General features: G+C 65.8%; 19 protein-coding genes. 9 read left to right on the top strand and 10 right to left on the bottom strand.

Annotation, left to right across the window (positions count from 1 at the left end):
- Window positions 1–112: 112 nt before the first annotated feature.
- Together JQ617_RS04945 and JQ617_RS04940 are read left to right on the top strand one after the other, a co-directional pair.
- Window positions 113–1,090 carry a GlxA family transcriptional regulator gene (locus tag JQ617_RS04945; protein ID WP_212024832.1) on the top strand — a complete coding sequence of 326 codons (978 nt, stop codon included), beginning with the start codon at window positions 113–115 and terminating at the stop codon, window positions 1,088–1,090.
- A gap of 282 nt (window positions 1,091–1,372) precedes the next feature.
- The gene (locus JQ617_RS04940; RefSeq protein ID WP_212024830.1) at window positions 1,373–2,176 is read left to right on the top strand and encodes an adenylate/guanylate cyclase domain-containing protein; all 804 of its coding nucleotides are present in this window, start codon (window positions 1,373–1,375) and stop codon (window positions 2,174–2,176) included.
- A 75-nt stretch (window positions 2,177–2,251) separates the two neighbouring features.
- Here JQ617_RS04940 and JQ617_RS04935 read toward each other — a convergent pair whose 3' ends face one another.
- Complete coding sequence (locus tag JQ617_RS04935) at window positions 2,252–3,025, bottom strand: gamma-glutamyl-gamma-aminobutyrate hydrolase family protein (protein WP_212024828.1); 774 nt, start codon at window positions 3,023–3,025, stop codon at window positions 2,252–2,254.
- Window positions 3,026–3,114: 89 nt separating this feature from the next.
- On the bottom strand, window positions 3,115–3,843 hold the full coding sequence (locus tag JQ617_RS04930; protein ID WP_212024826.1) for a hypothetical protein: 729 nt from the start codon (window positions 3,841–3,843) through the stop codon (window positions 3,115–3,117).
- 135 nt (window positions 3,844–3,978) lie between these two features.
- Between JQ617_RS04930 and JQ617_RS04925 the strand changes: the two genes are divergently transcribed.
- Window positions 3,979–5,118 (top strand): AI-2E family transporter, encoded by a 1,140-nt coding sequence (locus JQ617_RS04925; protein WP_212024824.1) that lies wholly within the window; start codon window positions 3,979–3,981, stop codon window positions 5,116–5,118.
- Between the two features lie 6 nt (window positions 5,119–5,124).
- On the opposite strand, the gene JQ617_RS04920 is transcribed toward JQ617_RS04925, so the two are convergent.
- The 6 genes from JQ617_RS04920 to JQ617_RS04895 form a co-directional block, all read right to left on the bottom strand.
- Window positions 5,125–5,421, bottom strand: a complete 297-nt coding sequence (locus JQ617_RS04920; RefSeq protein ID WP_212024822.1) for an antibiotic biosynthesis monooxygenase family protein — start codon at window positions 5,419–5,421, stop codon at window positions 5,125–5,127.
- A gap of 101 nt (window positions 5,422–5,522) precedes the next feature.
- Window positions 5,523–5,759 (bottom strand): hypothetical protein, encoded by a 237-nt coding sequence (locus JQ617_RS04915; RefSeq protein WP_063683123.1) that lies wholly within the window; start codon window positions 5,757–5,759, stop codon window positions 5,523–5,525.
- 59 nt (window positions 5,760–5,818) lie between these two features.
- The gene (locus JQ617_RS04910; protein ID WP_212024820.1) at window positions 5,819–7,039 is read right to left on the bottom strand and encodes a GGDEF domain-containing protein; all 1,221 of its coding nucleotides are present in this window, start codon (window positions 7,037–7,039) and stop codon (window positions 5,819–5,821) included.
- Between the two features lie 229 nt (window positions 7,040–7,268).
- Entirely contained in the window at window positions 7,269–7,748 is a 480-nt protein-coding gene (gene rpsI / locus JQ617_RS04905) for a 30S ribosomal protein S9 (RefSeq protein ID WP_018320095.1), read from the bottom strand.
- A 1-nt stretch (window position 7,749) separates the two neighbouring features.
- A complete protein-coding gene (rplM, locus tag JQ617_RS04900) occupies window positions 7,750–8,214 on the bottom strand; it encodes a 50S ribosomal protein L13 (protein WP_011087726.1) in 465 nt (154 codons plus the stop codon).
- Window positions 8,215–8,373: 159 nt separating this feature from the next.
- On the bottom strand, window positions 8,374–8,802 hold the full coding sequence (locus JQ617_RS04895) for a PaaI family thioesterase (protein ID WP_212024818.1): 429 nt from the start codon (window positions 8,800–8,802) through the stop codon (window positions 8,374–8,376).
- An 86-nt stretch (window positions 8,803–8,888) separates the two neighbouring features.
- On the opposite strand from JQ617_RS04895, the gene JQ617_RS04890 reads away from it, so the two are divergent.
- From JQ617_RS04890 to JQ617_RS04875, 4 genes are all read left to right on the top strand, one after another.
- Window positions 8,889–9,713 (top strand): enoyl-CoA hydratase, encoded by an 825-nt coding sequence (locus tag JQ617_RS04890; protein ID WP_212024816.1) that lies wholly within the window; start codon window positions 8,889–8,891, stop codon window positions 9,711–9,713.
- Between the two features lie 108 nt (window positions 9,714–9,821).
- Complete coding sequence (locus JQ617_RS04885) at window positions 9,822–10,406, top strand: CoA-binding protein (protein ID WP_212024814.1); 585 nt, start codon at window positions 9,822–9,824, stop codon at window positions 10,404–10,406.
- Between the two features lie 149 nt (window positions 10,407–10,555).
- A complete protein-coding gene (locus JQ617_RS04880) occupies window positions 10,556–11,836 on the top strand; it encodes an O-acetylhomoserine aminocarboxypropyltransferase (protein WP_063683118.1) in 1,281 nt (426 codons plus the stop codon).
- Between the two features lie 196 nt (window positions 11,837–12,032).
- Window positions 12,033–12,377: a hypothetical protein gene (locus tag JQ617_RS04875; RefSeq protein WP_145666206.1), complete on the top strand. Its 345-nt coding sequence runs from the start codon at window positions 12,033–12,035 to the stop codon at window positions 12,375–12,377.
- 30 nt (window positions 12,378–12,407) lie between these two features.
- On the opposite strand, the gene JQ617_RS04870 is transcribed toward JQ617_RS04875, so the two are convergent.
- On the bottom strand, window positions 12,408–13,490 hold the full coding sequence (locus JQ617_RS04870; RefSeq protein ID WP_212024812.1) for a COX15/CtaA family protein: 1,083 nt from the start codon (window positions 13,488–13,490) through the stop codon (window positions 12,408–12,410).
- A 109-nt stretch (window positions 13,491–13,599) separates the two neighbouring features.
- On the opposite strand from JQ617_RS04870, the gene JQ617_RS04865 reads away from it, so the two are divergent.
- Window positions 13,600–13,821, top strand: coding sequence for a DUF2842 domain-containing protein (locus JQ617_RS04865; RefSeq protein ID WP_018642447.1), 222 nt, complete (start codon window positions 13,600–13,602; stop codon window positions 13,819–13,821).
- On the opposite strand, the gene JQ617_RS04860 is transcribed toward JQ617_RS04865, so the two are convergent.
- Window positions 13,805–14,854 (bottom strand): polysaccharide deacetylase family protein, encoded by a 1,050-nt coding sequence (locus tag JQ617_RS04860; RefSeq protein ID WP_212024810.1) that lies wholly within the window; start codon window positions 14,852–14,854, stop codon window positions 13,805–13,807. The two genes, JQ617_RS04865 and JQ617_RS04860, sit on opposite strands and share 17 nt — an antisense overlap.
- Before the next feature lie 129 nt (window positions 14,855–14,983).
- Here JQ617_RS04860 and JQ617_RS04855 point away from each other — a divergent pair, with 129 nt between their 5' ends.
- On the top strand, window positions 14,984–16,165 hold the full coding sequence (locus JQ617_RS04855; protein WP_212024808.1) for a GNAT family N-acetyltransferase: 1,182 nt from the start codon (window positions 14,984–14,986) through the stop codon (window positions 16,163–16,165).
- Window positions 16,166–16,328: the final 163 nt, after the last annotated feature.

Here is a 16,328-nt window from a genome sequence, read left to right as displayed (position 1 = left end):
GCACCCGGCAGGCCCGGCAAGGCAGTGGCGGATAAGCCAGAGATCGGGCAATTTCAGCCACTCGGTCCACGCGGCCATCGGCTAGGATCATCGCGTCTGCCTGGAGGTCCCAATGAAGCTCGCCATTCTGGCGCTGGAAGGCTGCATGCATTCGGCGATCGCCGGCATCGCCGACGTCCTGTCGCTTGCCAACCACGTGATGCAGCAGAGCGGCGCAAAATCCCGCTTCGCCTGGCAGACGCTGTCGCTCGACGGCAAGGCCGTGCGCGCCGGCGGCGGCCAGATCGTCGCGGTCGATGGTGCGATCGGCAGACGCGGCAGCTTCGATGCGATCCTCGTCCCCGGCAATCTCGTCGATCACGTCACGGCCGCCCGGCTGCAACCGCAATATGCCCGCGCCGGCGCCTGGCTGCGGCAGCAGCACGCGAACGGCCGCCTGATCGGCGCCTTCTGCAGCGGCGTGTTCCTGCTGGCCGGCGCGGGCCTGCTCGACAACCGCCGCGCCACCATCACCTGGTGGCTGCAGGGCGAGCTGCGGCAGCGTCATCCCGCAATCGACCTCGCGGCCGACGCCGTCATCACCGCGACCGACCGCATCGTCTGCGCGGCCGGACCGATGTCGTGGGTCGACCTCCTGCTCCGCCTGATCGAGATGGTCGACGGCAAGGAGATCGCAAAGCTGTGCGCGGACTACGTCGTCATCGACACCGCGCAGCGCACCCAGTCGATCTTCATGCCCGTCGGCTATCTGCTCTCGCAAGACCCGCTGCTGACCAGGGCGGACCTGCTGGTGCGCCGCGCCGGCAAGAGCCCGATGACGGTGAAGCGCCTCGCGGGCGCACTCGGATTGAGCGAACGCACGCTGAACCGGAAGTTTCAGGAGCTCACGCACGAGCCGCCGCACGCCTTCATCATGCGCCGCCGCGTCGAGCAGGCACGCACCTTGCTGGAGACGACGGCGCAGCCGGTCAAGACCATCGCGCGCGCCGCCGGCTACGAGGACGAGAGCAGCTTTCGCAAGGCGTTCCGCAAGCTGACCCTGATGTCTCCGCAGGCGTATCGTGCACGGCGGATGGAGCGGACGGCGTGAGATCGGCCGGCACGCGCCACGTTTGGCGCAGCAGAGTCCTTTCGTTCTGCATCTGACTCCACTTCGTTCTCAAAGAACAAATCAGCACCGCGAAAATCGGAGCGGACCAATTCCTACCGATTGGTTTATCTCGCGTGAAATTCGGAGTGCGCCTTGATGCACGGCGCAATCGCCGCCGGCTTCTCGCCGACGCAAGCCGCGGCCGCATAAGTTTCGTTGCCGGCTTCCGGCCCCAGGACTAGGATGCAGCAGCTAACTTCGGGCGATCGGACGAGACGTTCGATGTCGGACCTTGCGGGCGATCAGGATCGCAATGCCTTCTGGCAGCAGATGCTGTCCGGCGAGCATCCCTCACTCCGCCGCGGCCGCGCGGTGATGCGCATGCTGTCGCCGACAGCCGATAACCGCTGCCGGCTCTGCTGCGTGGGTTTCGACGGCTTCACGGCACCGGCCTTACGGCTTGCGGGCTTCCGGCCATGGCGACGCAACCCGCATATCTGCGAGCAGTGCGAGGCGGTGCTCGCCAAGGAGCGCGGCGGCGCCGAGATCGAGATCGCGATGCTCTATGCCGATGTGCGGGGATCGACCCAACTCGCTGCGCGCATGGGCCCAACCGAGTTTGCCGCGCTCATGCAGCGCTTTTTCCGGGTGGCGACCGAGGTATTTGCCGAGACCGACGCCGTGGTCGACAAGATGGTCGGTGACGAGGTGATCGGAATTTTCCTGCCCGGCTTTTCAGGCAGCGACTATCGCCGGCACGCGGTCAAGGCCGGGCTCGCACTTCTGCGCGCGACCGGACATGACGATCCCGCAGGCCCCTGGCTTTCCATTGGCGTCGGCGTGCATGCGGGCAAGACGTTTGTCGGCTCGATCGGCGTGGAGGACGGCAACTACCAGTTTGCCGCCCTTGGAGACCCCATGAACTTCTGCGCGCGGCTGGTCGCCGCGGCCAAGGGTGGCGAGATGATGATCAGTTCGGTGGTCCGGGAGGACGCACCGCCCGGCATTGCCGCCGAGCAGCGCAGCCTGCTTCTCAAGGGCTACGCCGACCCCGTCAATGCCTATGTCGCAAAGCTCACGCCTTGATGCGCGAGGCTGCGCTTGGTCCCGGCCGGCCCGCGCAGCAGAACGTTGCAACGCGTCCGGGACGCGAGCCTTGAGCTAAGCCGCCGCCCTCTGTCGCGCCACCAGCGCCTCGCCAAAGGCCTCGAACAGTTTTCGGTTGATCGGGTTGCGCTGCGGGTCGTACTCAGCGTGCCATTGCACACCGAGCGCAAAGGTCGGGGCCTCCGCGATGCGGATCGCCTCGATGGTGCCGTCCTCGGCAACGCCCTCGATCAGCACGCGCTTGCCGGGGTCGAGGATGCCCTGGCCGTGCAGCGAATTGACCCTGATCTTCTCACACCCCAGCAGCGTCGCGAATGCGCCCCCGGGCGTGAGGGCGACGTCGTGACGGTCGGCGAACACCACGGTCGGATCGGGATGGATCTCGCCGTTCTCGAGCCGGGGCATGCGGTGGTTCATGCGGCCGGGAATTTCGCGAATCTCGGGATGCAAAGAGCCGCCGAACGCGACGTTCATCTCCTGCAGGCCGCGGCAGATGCCGAACAGCGGAATGCCGCGCGCGACGCAGGCGAGCGAGAGCGCCAGCGCCACCTCGTCGCGATGGATGTCGTAGGGCTCGTGCTTCTCGCAGGGATCGACGTTGAAATGGGTCGGATGCACGTTGGCGCGAGCACCGGTGAGGACGATGCCATCGACCGTATCGAGCAGTGCAGCGATGTCGGTGATATCAGGGGAGCCCGCGAACATCACCGGCAAGCCGCCGGAGACCTCGGCCACGGCGCGCAAGTTTCGCTCGCCGACCATCTGGACCTGAAATCGATTCTCGACGCGATGGGAATTCCCAATCACGCCGACGACCGGCTTTCTCATCTCCCGTTCCGACCTCCCCGCAACAAGATTCTCCAAAGATGCCCTTGGGATGGAACAAATTCAACTGAAGGGATCGCGGGACGGCAATGCTATTTTCGCGCAAATGCCTCCCGGGCCTCGATTGCCCCCGCCGCAGGCAGGCCGGCGGCCTTCAGGGCGGCTGCCGCGGGGTCCCCTGGCGCCGCCAGCCAGGGCAGTTTCGCATCGATTCCGCGCGTCACGGGCTCCCCGAGCACGCTCCCGAAATCGATCGGCCACACCCCGTTGGGCACCACCTCGGCCGTGAGGCCGCGGATGGCATAGCCATCGCCCAGAACCGCGTCTGCGTGGTCGCTGGCGACAAGACGCGCGCTCGCGGGGTCGGCGGGATCACCAAAGCTCACCAGCACCGGGATCAGGTCCCCCTGCACCGGGACAATGCCGGTCTGCCGGCTGATGTCGTTGAACGAGACACGGTTGCCGCGCGCCGCCCCATAGGCGCGCAGCGCCACATAGTTGATGTCGTCGAGATCGAGCTTGTCGCCCTGCCGATGGGCCAGCAGCACCACCAGGTTCTTGCCCTTGCCGCGATCTTTGCCGCCGTCTTGGCCGAGGTCCACGAACACCGCCTCCCCGCGCATCGTGGTGCGGCCGCCGCGATTGTAGTTGCGATCGGGCACCACGGCGAGAATGCCTGATGCGGTCCTGATCCCGTCGGGCGTCGTCACCTCGACCGTGAGGCGATATTTGTGGCCGGGCCGGTTGATCCGGATCTGATCCCCGATCACGAGCACGGCCAGAAGCCCGAGCAGACCGGCCCATTTGCTGATGAAACTCAAGCGCCCCCCACCTGTTCTTTCTCATCGCTCTGCACCGTTCGCGCGGCAGCGTCAAACCAGCCCGTTGACGCGGCCTTGATCGGAAGCCCGTTTGTCGAAAGAGTGCGGCGCGCGGCACGCTGAAAAGGACCCGATGTGAGCATTTCCAGAGATGAACGGCCCCCGACCCGCAACGATCTTGCCTGGGCGATTTCGGTCGGCGGCATCGGTGTCGTGCTGTTCACGGCCGGGCTGGTCTTCACCTGGTATTTTGCCGCCACGCTGCTGCTGATCTTCACCGGCATGCTGCTCGGTCTCGGCCTCAACGCGCTGACCGGCGCGCTCGGCCGCCGCGTGCGCCTGCCACATGCAGTGCGGCTCGCCATCGTCTGCGTCGTGCTTGCGGTGCTGCTCGCAGGCGTCGCCTATCTCGGCGGCGCCACCATTGCCGACCAGGCCTCGGTGCTCAGCAAGACCATCAAGTCGCAGATCGGCACGGTGAAATCCTTCCTGGACAACCACGGGATCGACACCAGCTTCTTCGATTTCGGCAATGGTGCGTCCGACGGCTCGGCCACGACGCCACCGGACTCGACGCCTGCACCGCAAGCGGCGCAGCGCGGTTCGTTGCCCGGCGCCGGCGCGCTGGCCTCCAACGGCGGCGCGATCGTCAGCCAGACCTTCAAGCTGCTGCTCGGCACCATCCACGGCGTCGGCAACATCTTCATCGTGCTGTTTCTGGGCCTGTCCTTCGCCGCCCAGCCCGGCGTCTATCACGACGGCCTGCTGTTCCTCGCGCCGGCCCGGCACCGCAGGCGCGTTGCGCTCATCATCGACCGCACGGCTGAGACGCTGGAGCGCTGGCTGATCGCGCAGATCGTGGTGATGATCGCGGTCGGCGCCGTGACCTGGATCGGGCTTGCCGTCATCGGCATCCCCGGCTCGTTCATCCTGGGAATCCAGGCCGGCCTGCTCGCCTTCATCCCGACCGTCGGCGCCATCATCGCCGGTGTGGTCGTGGTGCTGGCGAGCCTCGCCTCGGGCTGGATCCCGGCGCTGTCGGCCTTCCTGCTCTTCATGGGCGTGCATGCCATGGAGAGCTACGTGCTGACGCCGATCCTGCAGCGCCAGGCGCTCGACATCCCGCCGGCGACGCTGTTCGCGTTCCAGATCGTGCTCGGCGTCGTGTTCGGAATCTGGGGCCTCGCGCTGGCGCTCCCGCTCGTCGCCATCGCAAAGGTCATGATCGACCATTTCAAGACGTATGAGGCGCCGCCTCTGGCGGAGGCGGCGTGATCCCTCTTAGGTGGTCAGCACGGTCTCGGTGTGCTCGACCTCCGGAGGCGCGGCAAAATACTGGCCGACGAGGCCGCGCCATTCGGTGAAATTCTCCGAGCCGCGGAAGTCGACAGTGTGGTTCTCCAGCGTCGCCCACCTCACCATCAGCCGGTAGCGCTGCGGCTTCTCGATCGACTTGTGCAGCTCGAAGCCGTGAAAGCCCTTGGAACGGCCGAAGGCGGCCTTGGCCTTGGCGACGGCGGCTTCAAAATCCTTCTCGCTGCCCGGCTTGACGTCGATTTGCGCGATCTCGGTGACCATTGGTTTCCACCCATTGTTGTTCGATGGGCGTGTCTACCGCAGCCATGGGCAAAGAAAAAGGCGCCGAAACGGCGCCCTGACCAGCCCCAAATGCGCCTCTCTCAGGAGAACAGCAGCGCGGTGCCCAGGACGATCAGCGTGCAGCCGATGAACAGCGCGACCGGCCAGTAGCTGCGTCCCTGCGTGTAGCGCCCCTGGGCGCGACGCTCGGTGATCAGCGCGGTCTCGTATTCCTCCGCCGTCGAGAACAGGCAGGCAAAGCCGCTTCGCGCCGAAGCCGCGTGGGCTTCGAGCGACATCAGGGCGGCCTGCGGGGTCTGTCGACGGATCGATTCCATGACCGCAATGGTAGGGATCGACTGGTAAACAGCGGCTTACCGCAGGGCCGCCCTCAGGTTTACGCCGTGACCGGACGCGCCTGCGGCGCACCGACCCGCGCCGCGCTCTGGCGGCGCCAGTTCTCCAGCGACAACGGCAGCTCCTCCGCCGCCTCGACGCGGTTACGGCCGCCGCGCTTGGCCTGGTAGAGCGCGGTGTCGGCCGAGGCCAACAGCACCTCGAGCTCGGTGCCGGCAGGACCGCCGGCGACACCGATGCTGACGGTGGTGTCGACCGGGCCCTCGTCAACCACGACGCCGGAGGTCTCGAAGGCTTCGCGTACGCGCTCGGCCACCAGCACGCCCTCCTCGAGCGAGCACGGCAGCAAGGCCGCGAACTCCTCGCCGCCGATGCGGCCCGACAGGTCGGAGATGCGCAAATTGTTGACGACGACGGTCGAGAACAGCCTGAGCATCTCGTCGCCGGCGGGATGGCCGAAGCGGTCGTTGATCGACTTGAAGTGGTCGATGTCGAAGATCATCACGGTGACGGGACGTCCGGCCTTGGCCTCGCGATCGATCACGCGGCCGCAGGCTTCGGAGAAGCCGCGTCGGTTCAGCATGCCGGTGAGCGGATCGGTCGACGCCGCGGTCCTGTGCGCGGTGACGGTGCGCTCGGACACCAGCATGAAGATCACGAACACGGTGCCGACGGCATAGAGCACGATCTCGACCGCGAACACGGTGACCCAGATGCTGGAGGAGAAGCCGGCATCGTGCGGACGCAGGAAGCTGCCGATCAGGATCGGCAGCATCAGGACGCAGCCGTGCATCACCGGCACGACGAAGGCCGGCCAGCGCCGCTGCAGGCTCTTGCGCCGCTCGACCCAGAGCTCGCTCGCGGTCAGCGCCGCATACACCGAGACGATGCCGGCACCGATGATCATGCGCAGCATGGACGCCGCGGGATCGAGCAGCGATACGGCGGCGACCCAGGCGAGCGCGCCGAGCACGAGACCGGGCCAGTTCGGCTTGCGGCCGTGGAAGACGCGCGCCGCATTCCACACCATGCCGCAGGCCACGAAGCCGACGGCATTTAACGCGAGGTAGAGATGCGGGCCGAGCTTATCGCCGGCCGCCGTCCACAACGCGACGGAGGACGCACCGAGCAGATAGGCGGTGCCCCACCATTTCAGCGCAGGACTGTTTTCCTGCTTGCCGAAGAAAACCATCATGGCGCCGAGCAATGCGGCAACCATGGTGGCAACCAAATAGAGCGTGATGCTATCGAGCGACATCATGTCGGCCCCCTTGAAAACATAGCAGTTACGCGATCGGCACATCCGATTTGCGCGCCCTTCCGAATGCGACGCTATGTCCCGCGGGTTCCATTCAGGTTTTCGCGCAGCCCCAACTTTTCCAGAAACTCGTCGTCAATTTGCATACAAACGAACAACAAAAAGGGCGCTGAAATCAGCGCCCTTTTGCATCTCATTGAAGCCGCTTTCGCGGCGAATGCGACCGAAGCGATTAACGCTTCGAGAACTGGAAGGACCGGCGGGCCTTGGCCTTGCCGTACTTCTTACGCTCGACCACGCGCGAGTCGCGGGTGAGGAAGCCGCCCTTCTTGAGCACGGAGCGCAGCTCCGGCTCGAAATAGGTGAGCGCCTTGGAGATGCCGTGACGGACCGCGCCGGCCTGGCCGGACAGACCGCCGCCGGCGACCGTGCAGATCACGTCGTACTGGCCCGAACGCTGGGCCACCGAGAACGGCTGCTCGATCATCATGCGCAGCACGGGACGGGCGAAATAGACCTCGACCTCGCGCGAGTTGACGGTGACCTTGCCGGCGCCCGGCTTGATCCACACGCGGGCGACCGCGTCCTTGCGCTTGCCGGTGGCATAGGCGCGGTTGAACTTGTCGACCTTCTTCTCGTGCTTGGGCGCATCGGGCGCCGCCGCAGTCTTGAGCTGCGAGAGCTGGTCGAGCGACTGGATGGATTCGGCCATGTTATGCGGCCCTCGTGTTCTTGCGGTTCAACTTGGCGATGTCGATCTTCTCGGGCTGCTGCGCCTCGTGCGGATGATCGGCGCCGCCGTAAACACGGAGGTTGCCCATCTGCACGCGACCGAGCGGACCACGCGGGATCATGCGCTCGACGGCCTTCTCGAGCACGCGCTCGGGGTGCTTGCCCTCGAGGATCTGGCGCGCGGTGCGCTCCTTGACGTGACCGACGTAGCCGGTGTGCTTGTAATAGGTCTTCTGCTCGCGCTTGCGACCGGTGAGGACCGCATGCTGCGCGTTGATGATGATGACGTTGTCGCCGCAATCAACGTGCGGGGTGTAGGTCGGGAGGTGCTTGCCGCGCAGGCGCATGGCAACGATGGTGGCGAGACGGCCGACGACCAGACCCTTGGCGTCGATCAGCACCCACTTCTTCGTCACCTCAGCCGGCTTTGCCGAAAAGGTTTTCATGTCAGAGTTTCCGTGGACGGGGAGCATCGGCGCGAACAACCGCACCGGACTGCCCGGGTTTCTAGAGAAACGCCGCGCAGCGGTCAATGCCCGATGACGTAAATTACTGAAGCAAAATCATAGGCTTAAAAATACGGTGCTATATTACCTGCGAAAAGCTCAAACATTTGGAATGGAATAAGTCGAGGTGACATGGGCGATCGGGTCGGGTGAGGTCCCGGACAGGAGGTTCACCTCCCCCACCGCCAGGCGCTTGCCGAGCTTGAGCAGCCGCGCCTCGGCCAGCACGTCCTGCCCGGGCTGCCCCTTGCGCAGGAAGTTGATGTTCAGATTGGTGGTGACCGCGAGCCCGACGGGGCCGATCGCGGACAGGAGCACCACGTACATCGCGAAATCGGCGAGCGCCATCAGCGTCGGGCCGGAGACCGTTCCGCCCGGCCGCAGCATCCTTACACTGAAACGCTGGCGCAAAAGGCAGGTCTGGCCGTCCGCGCTCTCGATCGTGATGTCGTCGCCGCTGAAGGCCTGGGGGAACTCGTCGCGCAGAAACTGCTCGACCTCGGCCACGCTCATTTTCGCTAACGCCATGCTGTTCCCCACCCTCGCTTCGCTTGCCCTGTTACATTAAGTTATCCGTGTCATCCAATTGCAATCATTCCACGGAAGTCGCGTCAATGTCCGTTCAGGCCGCCCGCGCCCCCTCCCCGCAACCACAGATCCTGCTGCGCGAGACAATCGGCAGCATCGCGGTCCTGACGCTGAACCGCCCGGCCGCGCGCAACAGCCTGTCGCAGGCGATGATCGCGACCCTGCAAGCCGAGCTCAACGAGATCCGCGACGACAAGGCCATCCGCGGCGTGGTGATCGCAGCCAACGGCCCCGCCTTCTCCGCCGGCCACGACATCAAGGAAATGAACGCCCGCCGCGCTGACGCGGACCGCGGCCGTGCCTTCTTCGCCGAGATGATGAATGCCTGCAGCGCGATGATGCAGGCGATCGTGCATCTGCCGAAGCCGACAGTCGCCGCCGTCCAGGGCATCGCCACGGCCGCCGGCTGCCAGATGGTGGCGAGTTGCGACCTCGCGATCGCCTCGCAGGACGCGACATTCGCCACGCCCGGCGTCGACATCGGCCTGTTCTGCTCGACGCCGATGGTGGCGCTGACGCGCAACGTGCCGCGCAAGCAGGCGATGGAGATGCTGCTGACGGGCGAGCCTGTCACCGCCGACCGCGCGCGCGAGATCGGGCTCGTCAATCGTGTCGTGCCCGCCGGCACCGAGCGCGAAGCGGCGATCGCGCTCGCCGAGAAGGTCGCGCTGAAATCCGCCTATACCGTCAAGCTCGGCAAGGAGGCCTTTTATCGCCAGGCCGAGATGAGCCTTGCGGATGCCTATCGTTATGCCGCAGAGGTGATGACCGAGAACATGATGGCGCGCGACGCCGAGGAAGGCATCGGCGCCTTCATCGAGAAGCGCGCGCCGACATGGCGGGATGAGTGACAACCGTCATTGCGAGCGAAGCGAAGCAATCCAGAAATCCCTCCGCGGTGACAGCCTGGATTGCTTCGTCGCTTCGCTCTTCGCAATGACAGCAACAAAGAAGACCCAATGAACCACGACGCCTATCCCGACAATTACATCCGCGGCATCCTCAACAGCGTGAAGTCGATCGCGATGGTCGGCGCCTCGCCGCAGAACGTGCGGCCGAGCTATTTTGCGTTCAAATATCTGGCGCAGCGCGGCTACGACATGATCCCGATCAATCCGGGCCATGTCGGCAAGGATTTGCTCGGAAAGCCGTTCGTCGCCTCGCTGTCCGACATCGGTCGCCCCATCGACATGATCGACATTTTCCGCAACTCCAGCCACATCATGCCCGTGGTCGAGGAAGCCCTCACGCTCGACCCGCTGCCGAAGGTGATCTGGATGCAGCTTGGCGCACGCGATGACGCCGCGGCGGCGAAAGCGGAGTCGGTCGGTATCGAGGTGGTCATGAACCGCTGCCCCAAGATCGAATATGGCCGGCTGTCCTCGGAAATCTCCTGGATGGGCGTGAATTCGCGCACGCTCAGCTCCAAGCGCGCGCCGGCGCCGACGCAGGGCATGCGGCTCTCCCTCAATCGGATGAGCGTCGGCGGCGGCGACACCGCGGCATCGGATCGCGCCGCGAAAAACAAGACCGAGCAGAGCTGACGCAATTGCGAAGGTTTCGTTTCGCGAACGCGACAATGCGTAGCAGGATCGTTCCCAAATCATCCTGATGTGAAGCGGCGCCTTGACGGCGGACGTCCCGCCCATCAGCATGCCGCGCGATTTCAGACCAAGAGAACAGGACGCCTTCTATGAGCGATCGCCTTCCGGGATTTTCAACCCTCGCCGTGCATGCCGGTGCACAGCCCGATCCGACCACCGGTGCGCGCGCGACCCCGATTTATCAAACCACCTCTTTCGTCTTCAATGACGCCGACCACGCCGCCTCGCTGTTCGGCCTGCAGGCGTTCGGCAACATCTACACCCGCATCGGCAACCCGACCAACGCGGTGCTGGAAGAGCGCGTGGCCGCGCTCGAAGGCGGCACCGCCGCGCTCGCGGTGGCCTCGGGCCACGCCGCCCAGGTCGTCATCCTGCAGCAGCTGCTCCAGCCCGGCGACGAATTCATTGCCGCGCGAAAACTCTATGGCGGCTCGATCAACCAGTTCACGCACGCGTTCAAGAGCTTCGGCTGGAACGTGGTGTGGGCCGATCCCGACGACATCTCGAGCTTCGAGCGCGCGGTGACGCCGCGCACCAAGGCGATCTTCATCGAGTCCATCGCCAATCCCGCAGGCAGCATCACCGACATCGAGGCGATCTCGACGGTGGCGCGCAAGGCGGGCGTGCCGCTGATCGTCGACAACACGCTGGCCTCGCCCTACCTCATCCGTCCGATCGACCACGGCGCCGACATCGTCGTGCACTCGCTGACGAAGTTCCTGGGCGGCCACGGCAACTCGCTCGGCGGCATCATCGTCGATGCCGGCACCTTCGACTGGTCCACGGGCGGCAAATATCCGATGCTGTCGGAGCCGCGCCCCGAATATCACGGCATCCGCCTGCAGGAGACGTTCGGCAACTTCGCCTTCGCGATCGCCTGCCGCGTGCTGGGCCTGCGCGATCTCGGCCCTGCGCTGTCGCCGTTCAACGCCTTCATGATCCTGACCGGCATCGAGACACTGCCGCTGCGCATGCAGAAGCACTGCGACAACGCCAAGGCGGTCGCCGAATTCCTCGCCGGCCACCCGGCGGTGGCCTCGGTGAGCTATGCGGGCCTTGCGAGCGACAAGTACAACCAGCTCGCGCGCAAATACGCGCCGAAGGGCGCGGGCGCCGTCTTCACCTTCAGCCTGAAGGGCGGCTACGACGCCGGCGTCAATTTGGTGTCGAAGCTGCAGCTGTTCTCGCACCTCGCCAATGTCGGCGACACCCGCTCGCTGGTGATCCACCCGGCCTCGACCACGCACAGCCAGCTCGACGACGCCGCCAAGGTGAAGTCCGGCGCCGGCCCCGACGTGGTCCGGCTCTCGATCGGCATCGAGGACAAGGAAGACCTGATCGCCGATCTGGAGCAGGCGCTCAGCGCTTAGTTTCCTGTCGTTCCGGGGCGGTGCGAAGCACCGAACTAGGGTGCGCAATTGCGCACCAGAGAACCTCGAAATTCCGGGTTCGCGCTCATGCGCGCCCCGGAATGACGGTTGCCTTGGCGACCGCCGGTTAACAGTCATTAACCATATCTGCCGCATACATCGTCGCTGGATCGCCCCTTTTGATTCGGAGCCGACGATGCTGCGCTGGATGGTGCCTGCCCTTGCGGCAATGCTGACGGTCTCGGCCGCCATGGCCGCCGATTTGCCGGCAACGGCGAGACGGCGAGCCGCTCCGCCGCCGCAGGACCCGCCCAAGGTCTATGTCGAAACCGATCCGGATGCGTTGATCTCGCCGGCCTATGGCATCGGCAGCTACATCAGCAATTTGCCGGGTACGCCGCTCCTGCCCGGCTCCCACACCCTGCCCGGCTATTACGGCCGGCCCTGGAGCTACGATTACCAGGGCTCCTATTACGGCGGGAAGCAAGTCGATTACTTCTGGCGCCTGCCCTATTCGTGCGGCATCTACGGCTATTGCTGATCAGCCGGTATCAGCCGGGGCTGATGGTGATCAGCCGACCTGACCGACCGGGACGGCACGCGGCTGCGCTTGCGCGGACTGGCGTGAGGCCAGCCGCTCCACCTGCATCACGGCGAGCGTAAGCACCAAAATCGCAACCGCCTGGTGCGCGAGGGCGAGCCCGATCGGCACCTGATTGAGCAGCGTGAGAATACCGAGCACGGCCTGCAGGCTGACCGCGGCGAACAGCCAGAGCGCTCCGCTTGCCGCTGCGCCCGCGCGCGAGCGCACGGCATCGAACGCATGCAGCGCCGCCAGCGCGAACAGCGCATAGGCGGTCATGCGGTGCTCGAACTGTACGGTCAGCACGTTGTCGAACATGTTGCGCCACCACGGCGTCTCGAACCACAGCCGCTCAGCTGCGGGAATGAACGCGCCGTCGATCTGCGGCCAGGTGTTGTAGGCACGCCCGGCGCGCAGGCCCGCAACCAGCGCGCCGAAATAGATCTGCACGAGCGTCACGGCGAGCAGCACCGCGCTGGTGAAGCGCAACCGCGCGGGCACGGCGATCGCCGGCCGCTCCCTGAGCCGCCGCACCGTCCAGACGATGCCGGCGAAGATCAGCAGCGCGAGCATCAGATGCGTCGCCAGCCGGTATTGCGAGACCTCGACCCGCTCGGTGAGGCCCGAGGCCACCATCCACCAGCCGACCGCGCCCTGGAGCCCGCCGAAGGCGAACAGCAGCCAGAGCCGCCGCTTCAGCTCAGCCGCCAATCCGCCGCGCCAGAGGAAGAACAGGAACGGCAGCAGATAGGCGACGCCGATGAAGCGGCCGAGCAGCCGGTGGCTCCATTCCCACCAGAAGATCTCCTTGAACTCGGACAGGCTCATGCCTGCGTTGAGCTCGCGATATTGCGGGATTGTCTTGTAGGCCTCGAACGCCGCGGTCCACTGCGCCTCCGAGAGCGGCGGAACACTGCCGGTGACGGGTTTCCATTCGACGATCGACAGGCCGGATTCCGTCAGCCGCGTCGCCCCGCCGACCAGCACCATCAGGGCGATCAGCGCGGCCACGGAGATCAGCCACCAGCGCACGGCGCGATGCGGGTCGGGGGAAGCGGAAATCGTCGTCATTTCAGGGGCAAACGAGGCCTGGTGCCTAAGAGACTTGAACCGGACTGCGTGCCCCTTATAGTCCCCCGCTCCCGCAGCGCAAGTTACGCGAAGGCCGCAGTTTTCGATCATGACGATCCGCACCCGCAAGTTCCTCGGCGCCATCCTGCTCCTGGTGCTCGCCACCGTCTGGGCCCTGCTCGGCATGGCGGCTGCGCAGATGCCGTGGATCGCCGAATCCGGCTGGCGGCAGGCGATATATTATGTGGTCGTGGGCATGGGCTGGGTGCTGCCGGCGATGCCGATCGTGAGCTGGATGCAGCGGCCCGACCGCGTCAAGTCTGGCCCGTAGTACTGCCCGTCGGTTTCACCGGCGCAAAGGCGGCCCCCGACACCAGCACGCGCAGCATCCGCAGCGAGCCGGTCCGGCCGTCCCATGAAATCCGCGGCAGCGCGCGCAGATTGGTGCGCCCTTCCGCCTCCACGATGCCCGGGATCGTCGACACTGCGCTGGCAAAGCCCGCCTCCTCCGCCATCACGACGTGGCTGCGCCGGAACGACGCGCGGTCGCCGAACGGAAAGGCGAGATGCCTCATCTCGCGATGGAACGCGGATTCCGCCACCGCCTTGCCCATCGTCATCTCGCGCAGCGCCGCGGTATCCTTCATGTTGGCGAGAACCGGATAATTCACGGTCGCGCTGCCGATGGTGACGAGCGGGTCGGCCGCGAGCCTGGCGAGATCCTCCCAGTCCATCGACGCCTCGCGCGAGAGCGCGGCGAGATCGATCCGGTAGCGCGTGCAGAGATCGGCGATCGCAGCCGACAGCTCCGCCGGCGGCAGCGAGCGCAGCCAGCTCTCGATATGCGAGAACAGCGCCTGCTTCTCGGCATCGCCGGTCACGACGAAGCGCTGCTCCTTCTCGCCCATCATCAGGCTGATGCGGCTCTCGCGCGCGATCACCCGCTCCAGCCCGATCCACCAGGCTTCGCCGACGCCGTCGGGAAACGCAGTCGGCACATAGACCGTGAAGGGCACGGCGTGGCGCGCGAGCACCGGATAGGCGAAGCTGATGAGGTCCTTGGCAGCGCCGTCGAAGGTCAGCGCCACGAAGCGCCGCTTCTCAGGCAGCGTCACGGCGCGCCGGCAGACCTCGTCCATGTCGATAAAATCATAACGCCACCGCTTCAGCGCCCGAATGGCGCGGTCGAGGAATTGCGGCGTGATCTCGTCCGCACGGAGCGGCTGGAATCCGCCGCGGCGCCGTGGCCGCACATGGACAAAGCGCAGGATGGCGCCCGCTCCACGGCCGCGCAGCAGCGCCTGGCCGCTGAACCAGGTCAGCTCGAGGCGCAGCCGTTCCAGCCATCTGTCGTCGGATGCCAATATCCCGCCTCCGCGCTCGCCCGCGGCCCGTTCCCTCGCCCATCCTCATTACCCTTTGTTGACATTTCTTTGCAAAGGTCGGCCACAGGCCGAATTACGCATTTTCCGTTTTCTCGACAGGTTTCGCGAATGACCATGGCTGCGGCGATGCAAAGCCGGACGGCAGAAGCGCCAGCGCGGTCGAAAGCGAGCCGTATCGCGCATGTCGATATCGTCCGGGAGCTCGGCGAGGCCGAGGCGGTCTGGCGCGCCTTCGAGGAGCCCGGTCACCTCTTTACGCCCTATCAGCGCTTCGACCTGCTCGGTCCCTGGCAACAGCAGGTCGGCGTTCACGAAGGCGCCCGCCCCTTCATCGTCATCGCCCGCGACGCCGACCGCCAGCCGCTGCTGCTGCTGCCGCTCTCGCTGCGCCAGGGCCATGGCGTTCGCACCGCCTGCTTCATGGGCGGCAAGCACACGACCTTCAACATGGGTCTGTGGAATAGCGAATTCGCAGGCCAGGCCGGCGCCGCCGATCTCGACGGCCTGTTTGCCGCGCTCGGCGAGCACGTCGACGTGCTCGCGCTGACGCAGCAGCCGCTGCGCTGGAGCGACCAGCACAATCCGTTCGCGGCCCTGCCGCGGCAGAGCGCGATCAACGGCTGCCCGCTGCTGACGATGGAGCCCGGTGGGCCGCCCGCATCGCGGATCAGCAATTCCTTCCGCCGCCGCCTCAAGAGCAAGGAGAAGAAGCTCCAGTCGCTCGCAGGCTATCGTTATCATCTTGCCACGACCGACGCCGACGTCACCCGGCTGCTCGACTGGTTCTTCCGCGTCAAGCCGGTACGGATGGCGGAGCAGAAGCTGCCGAACGTCTTCGCCGAGCCGGGGGTCGAGCAGTTCGTCCGCAGCGCGTGCCTCGCGCCGCGCGGCGAGGGTCGCGTCATCGACATCCACGCGCTCGAATGCGACGCGGAAGTGATCGCGATCTTCGCCGGCGTTGCCGACGGCCAGCGCTTCTCGATGATGTTCAACACCTACACGATGTCCGAGCACGCCCGCTACAGCCCCGGCCTGATCCTGATGCGCTACATCATCGACCGCTACGCCGAGCGCGGCTACCGCTCGCTCGACCTCGGCATCGGCTCCGACGAGTACAAGCGGATGTTCTGCAAGGACGACGAGGACATTTTCGACAGCTTCGTGCCGCTGACCTCGCGCGGAAAGCTGGCGGCGATGGCCATGTCGTCGCTCAGCCACGGCAAGCGGCTGGTGAAGCAGAACCAGATGCTGTTCGATCTGGCGCGCCGGCTGCGGCAGGCGTTCGGGTAAAACCTCTCCGCGAATACGCTTGCCCTTCCCTTCTCCCCTAGCGGGAGAAGGTGGCGCGAAGCGCTGGATGAGGGGTATCTATCCACAGACTTGAAGGGCGATGGGGTTCGCGGAGAGAGACCCCTCGCCCGTCTCGCCGCTATCGCGGCGAGCCACCCTCTCC

The organism is Bradyrhizobium sp. KB893862 SZCCT0404 (assembly GCF_018130885.1).
Taxonomy (GTDB): domain Bacteria; phylum Pseudomonadota; class Alphaproteobacteria; order Rhizobiales; family Xanthobacteraceae; genus Bradyrhizobium; species Bradyrhizobium stylosanthis.
Note: the sequence above shows the minus strand (reverse complement) of the source record. Positions and strands in the feature narration are given on the sequence as shown.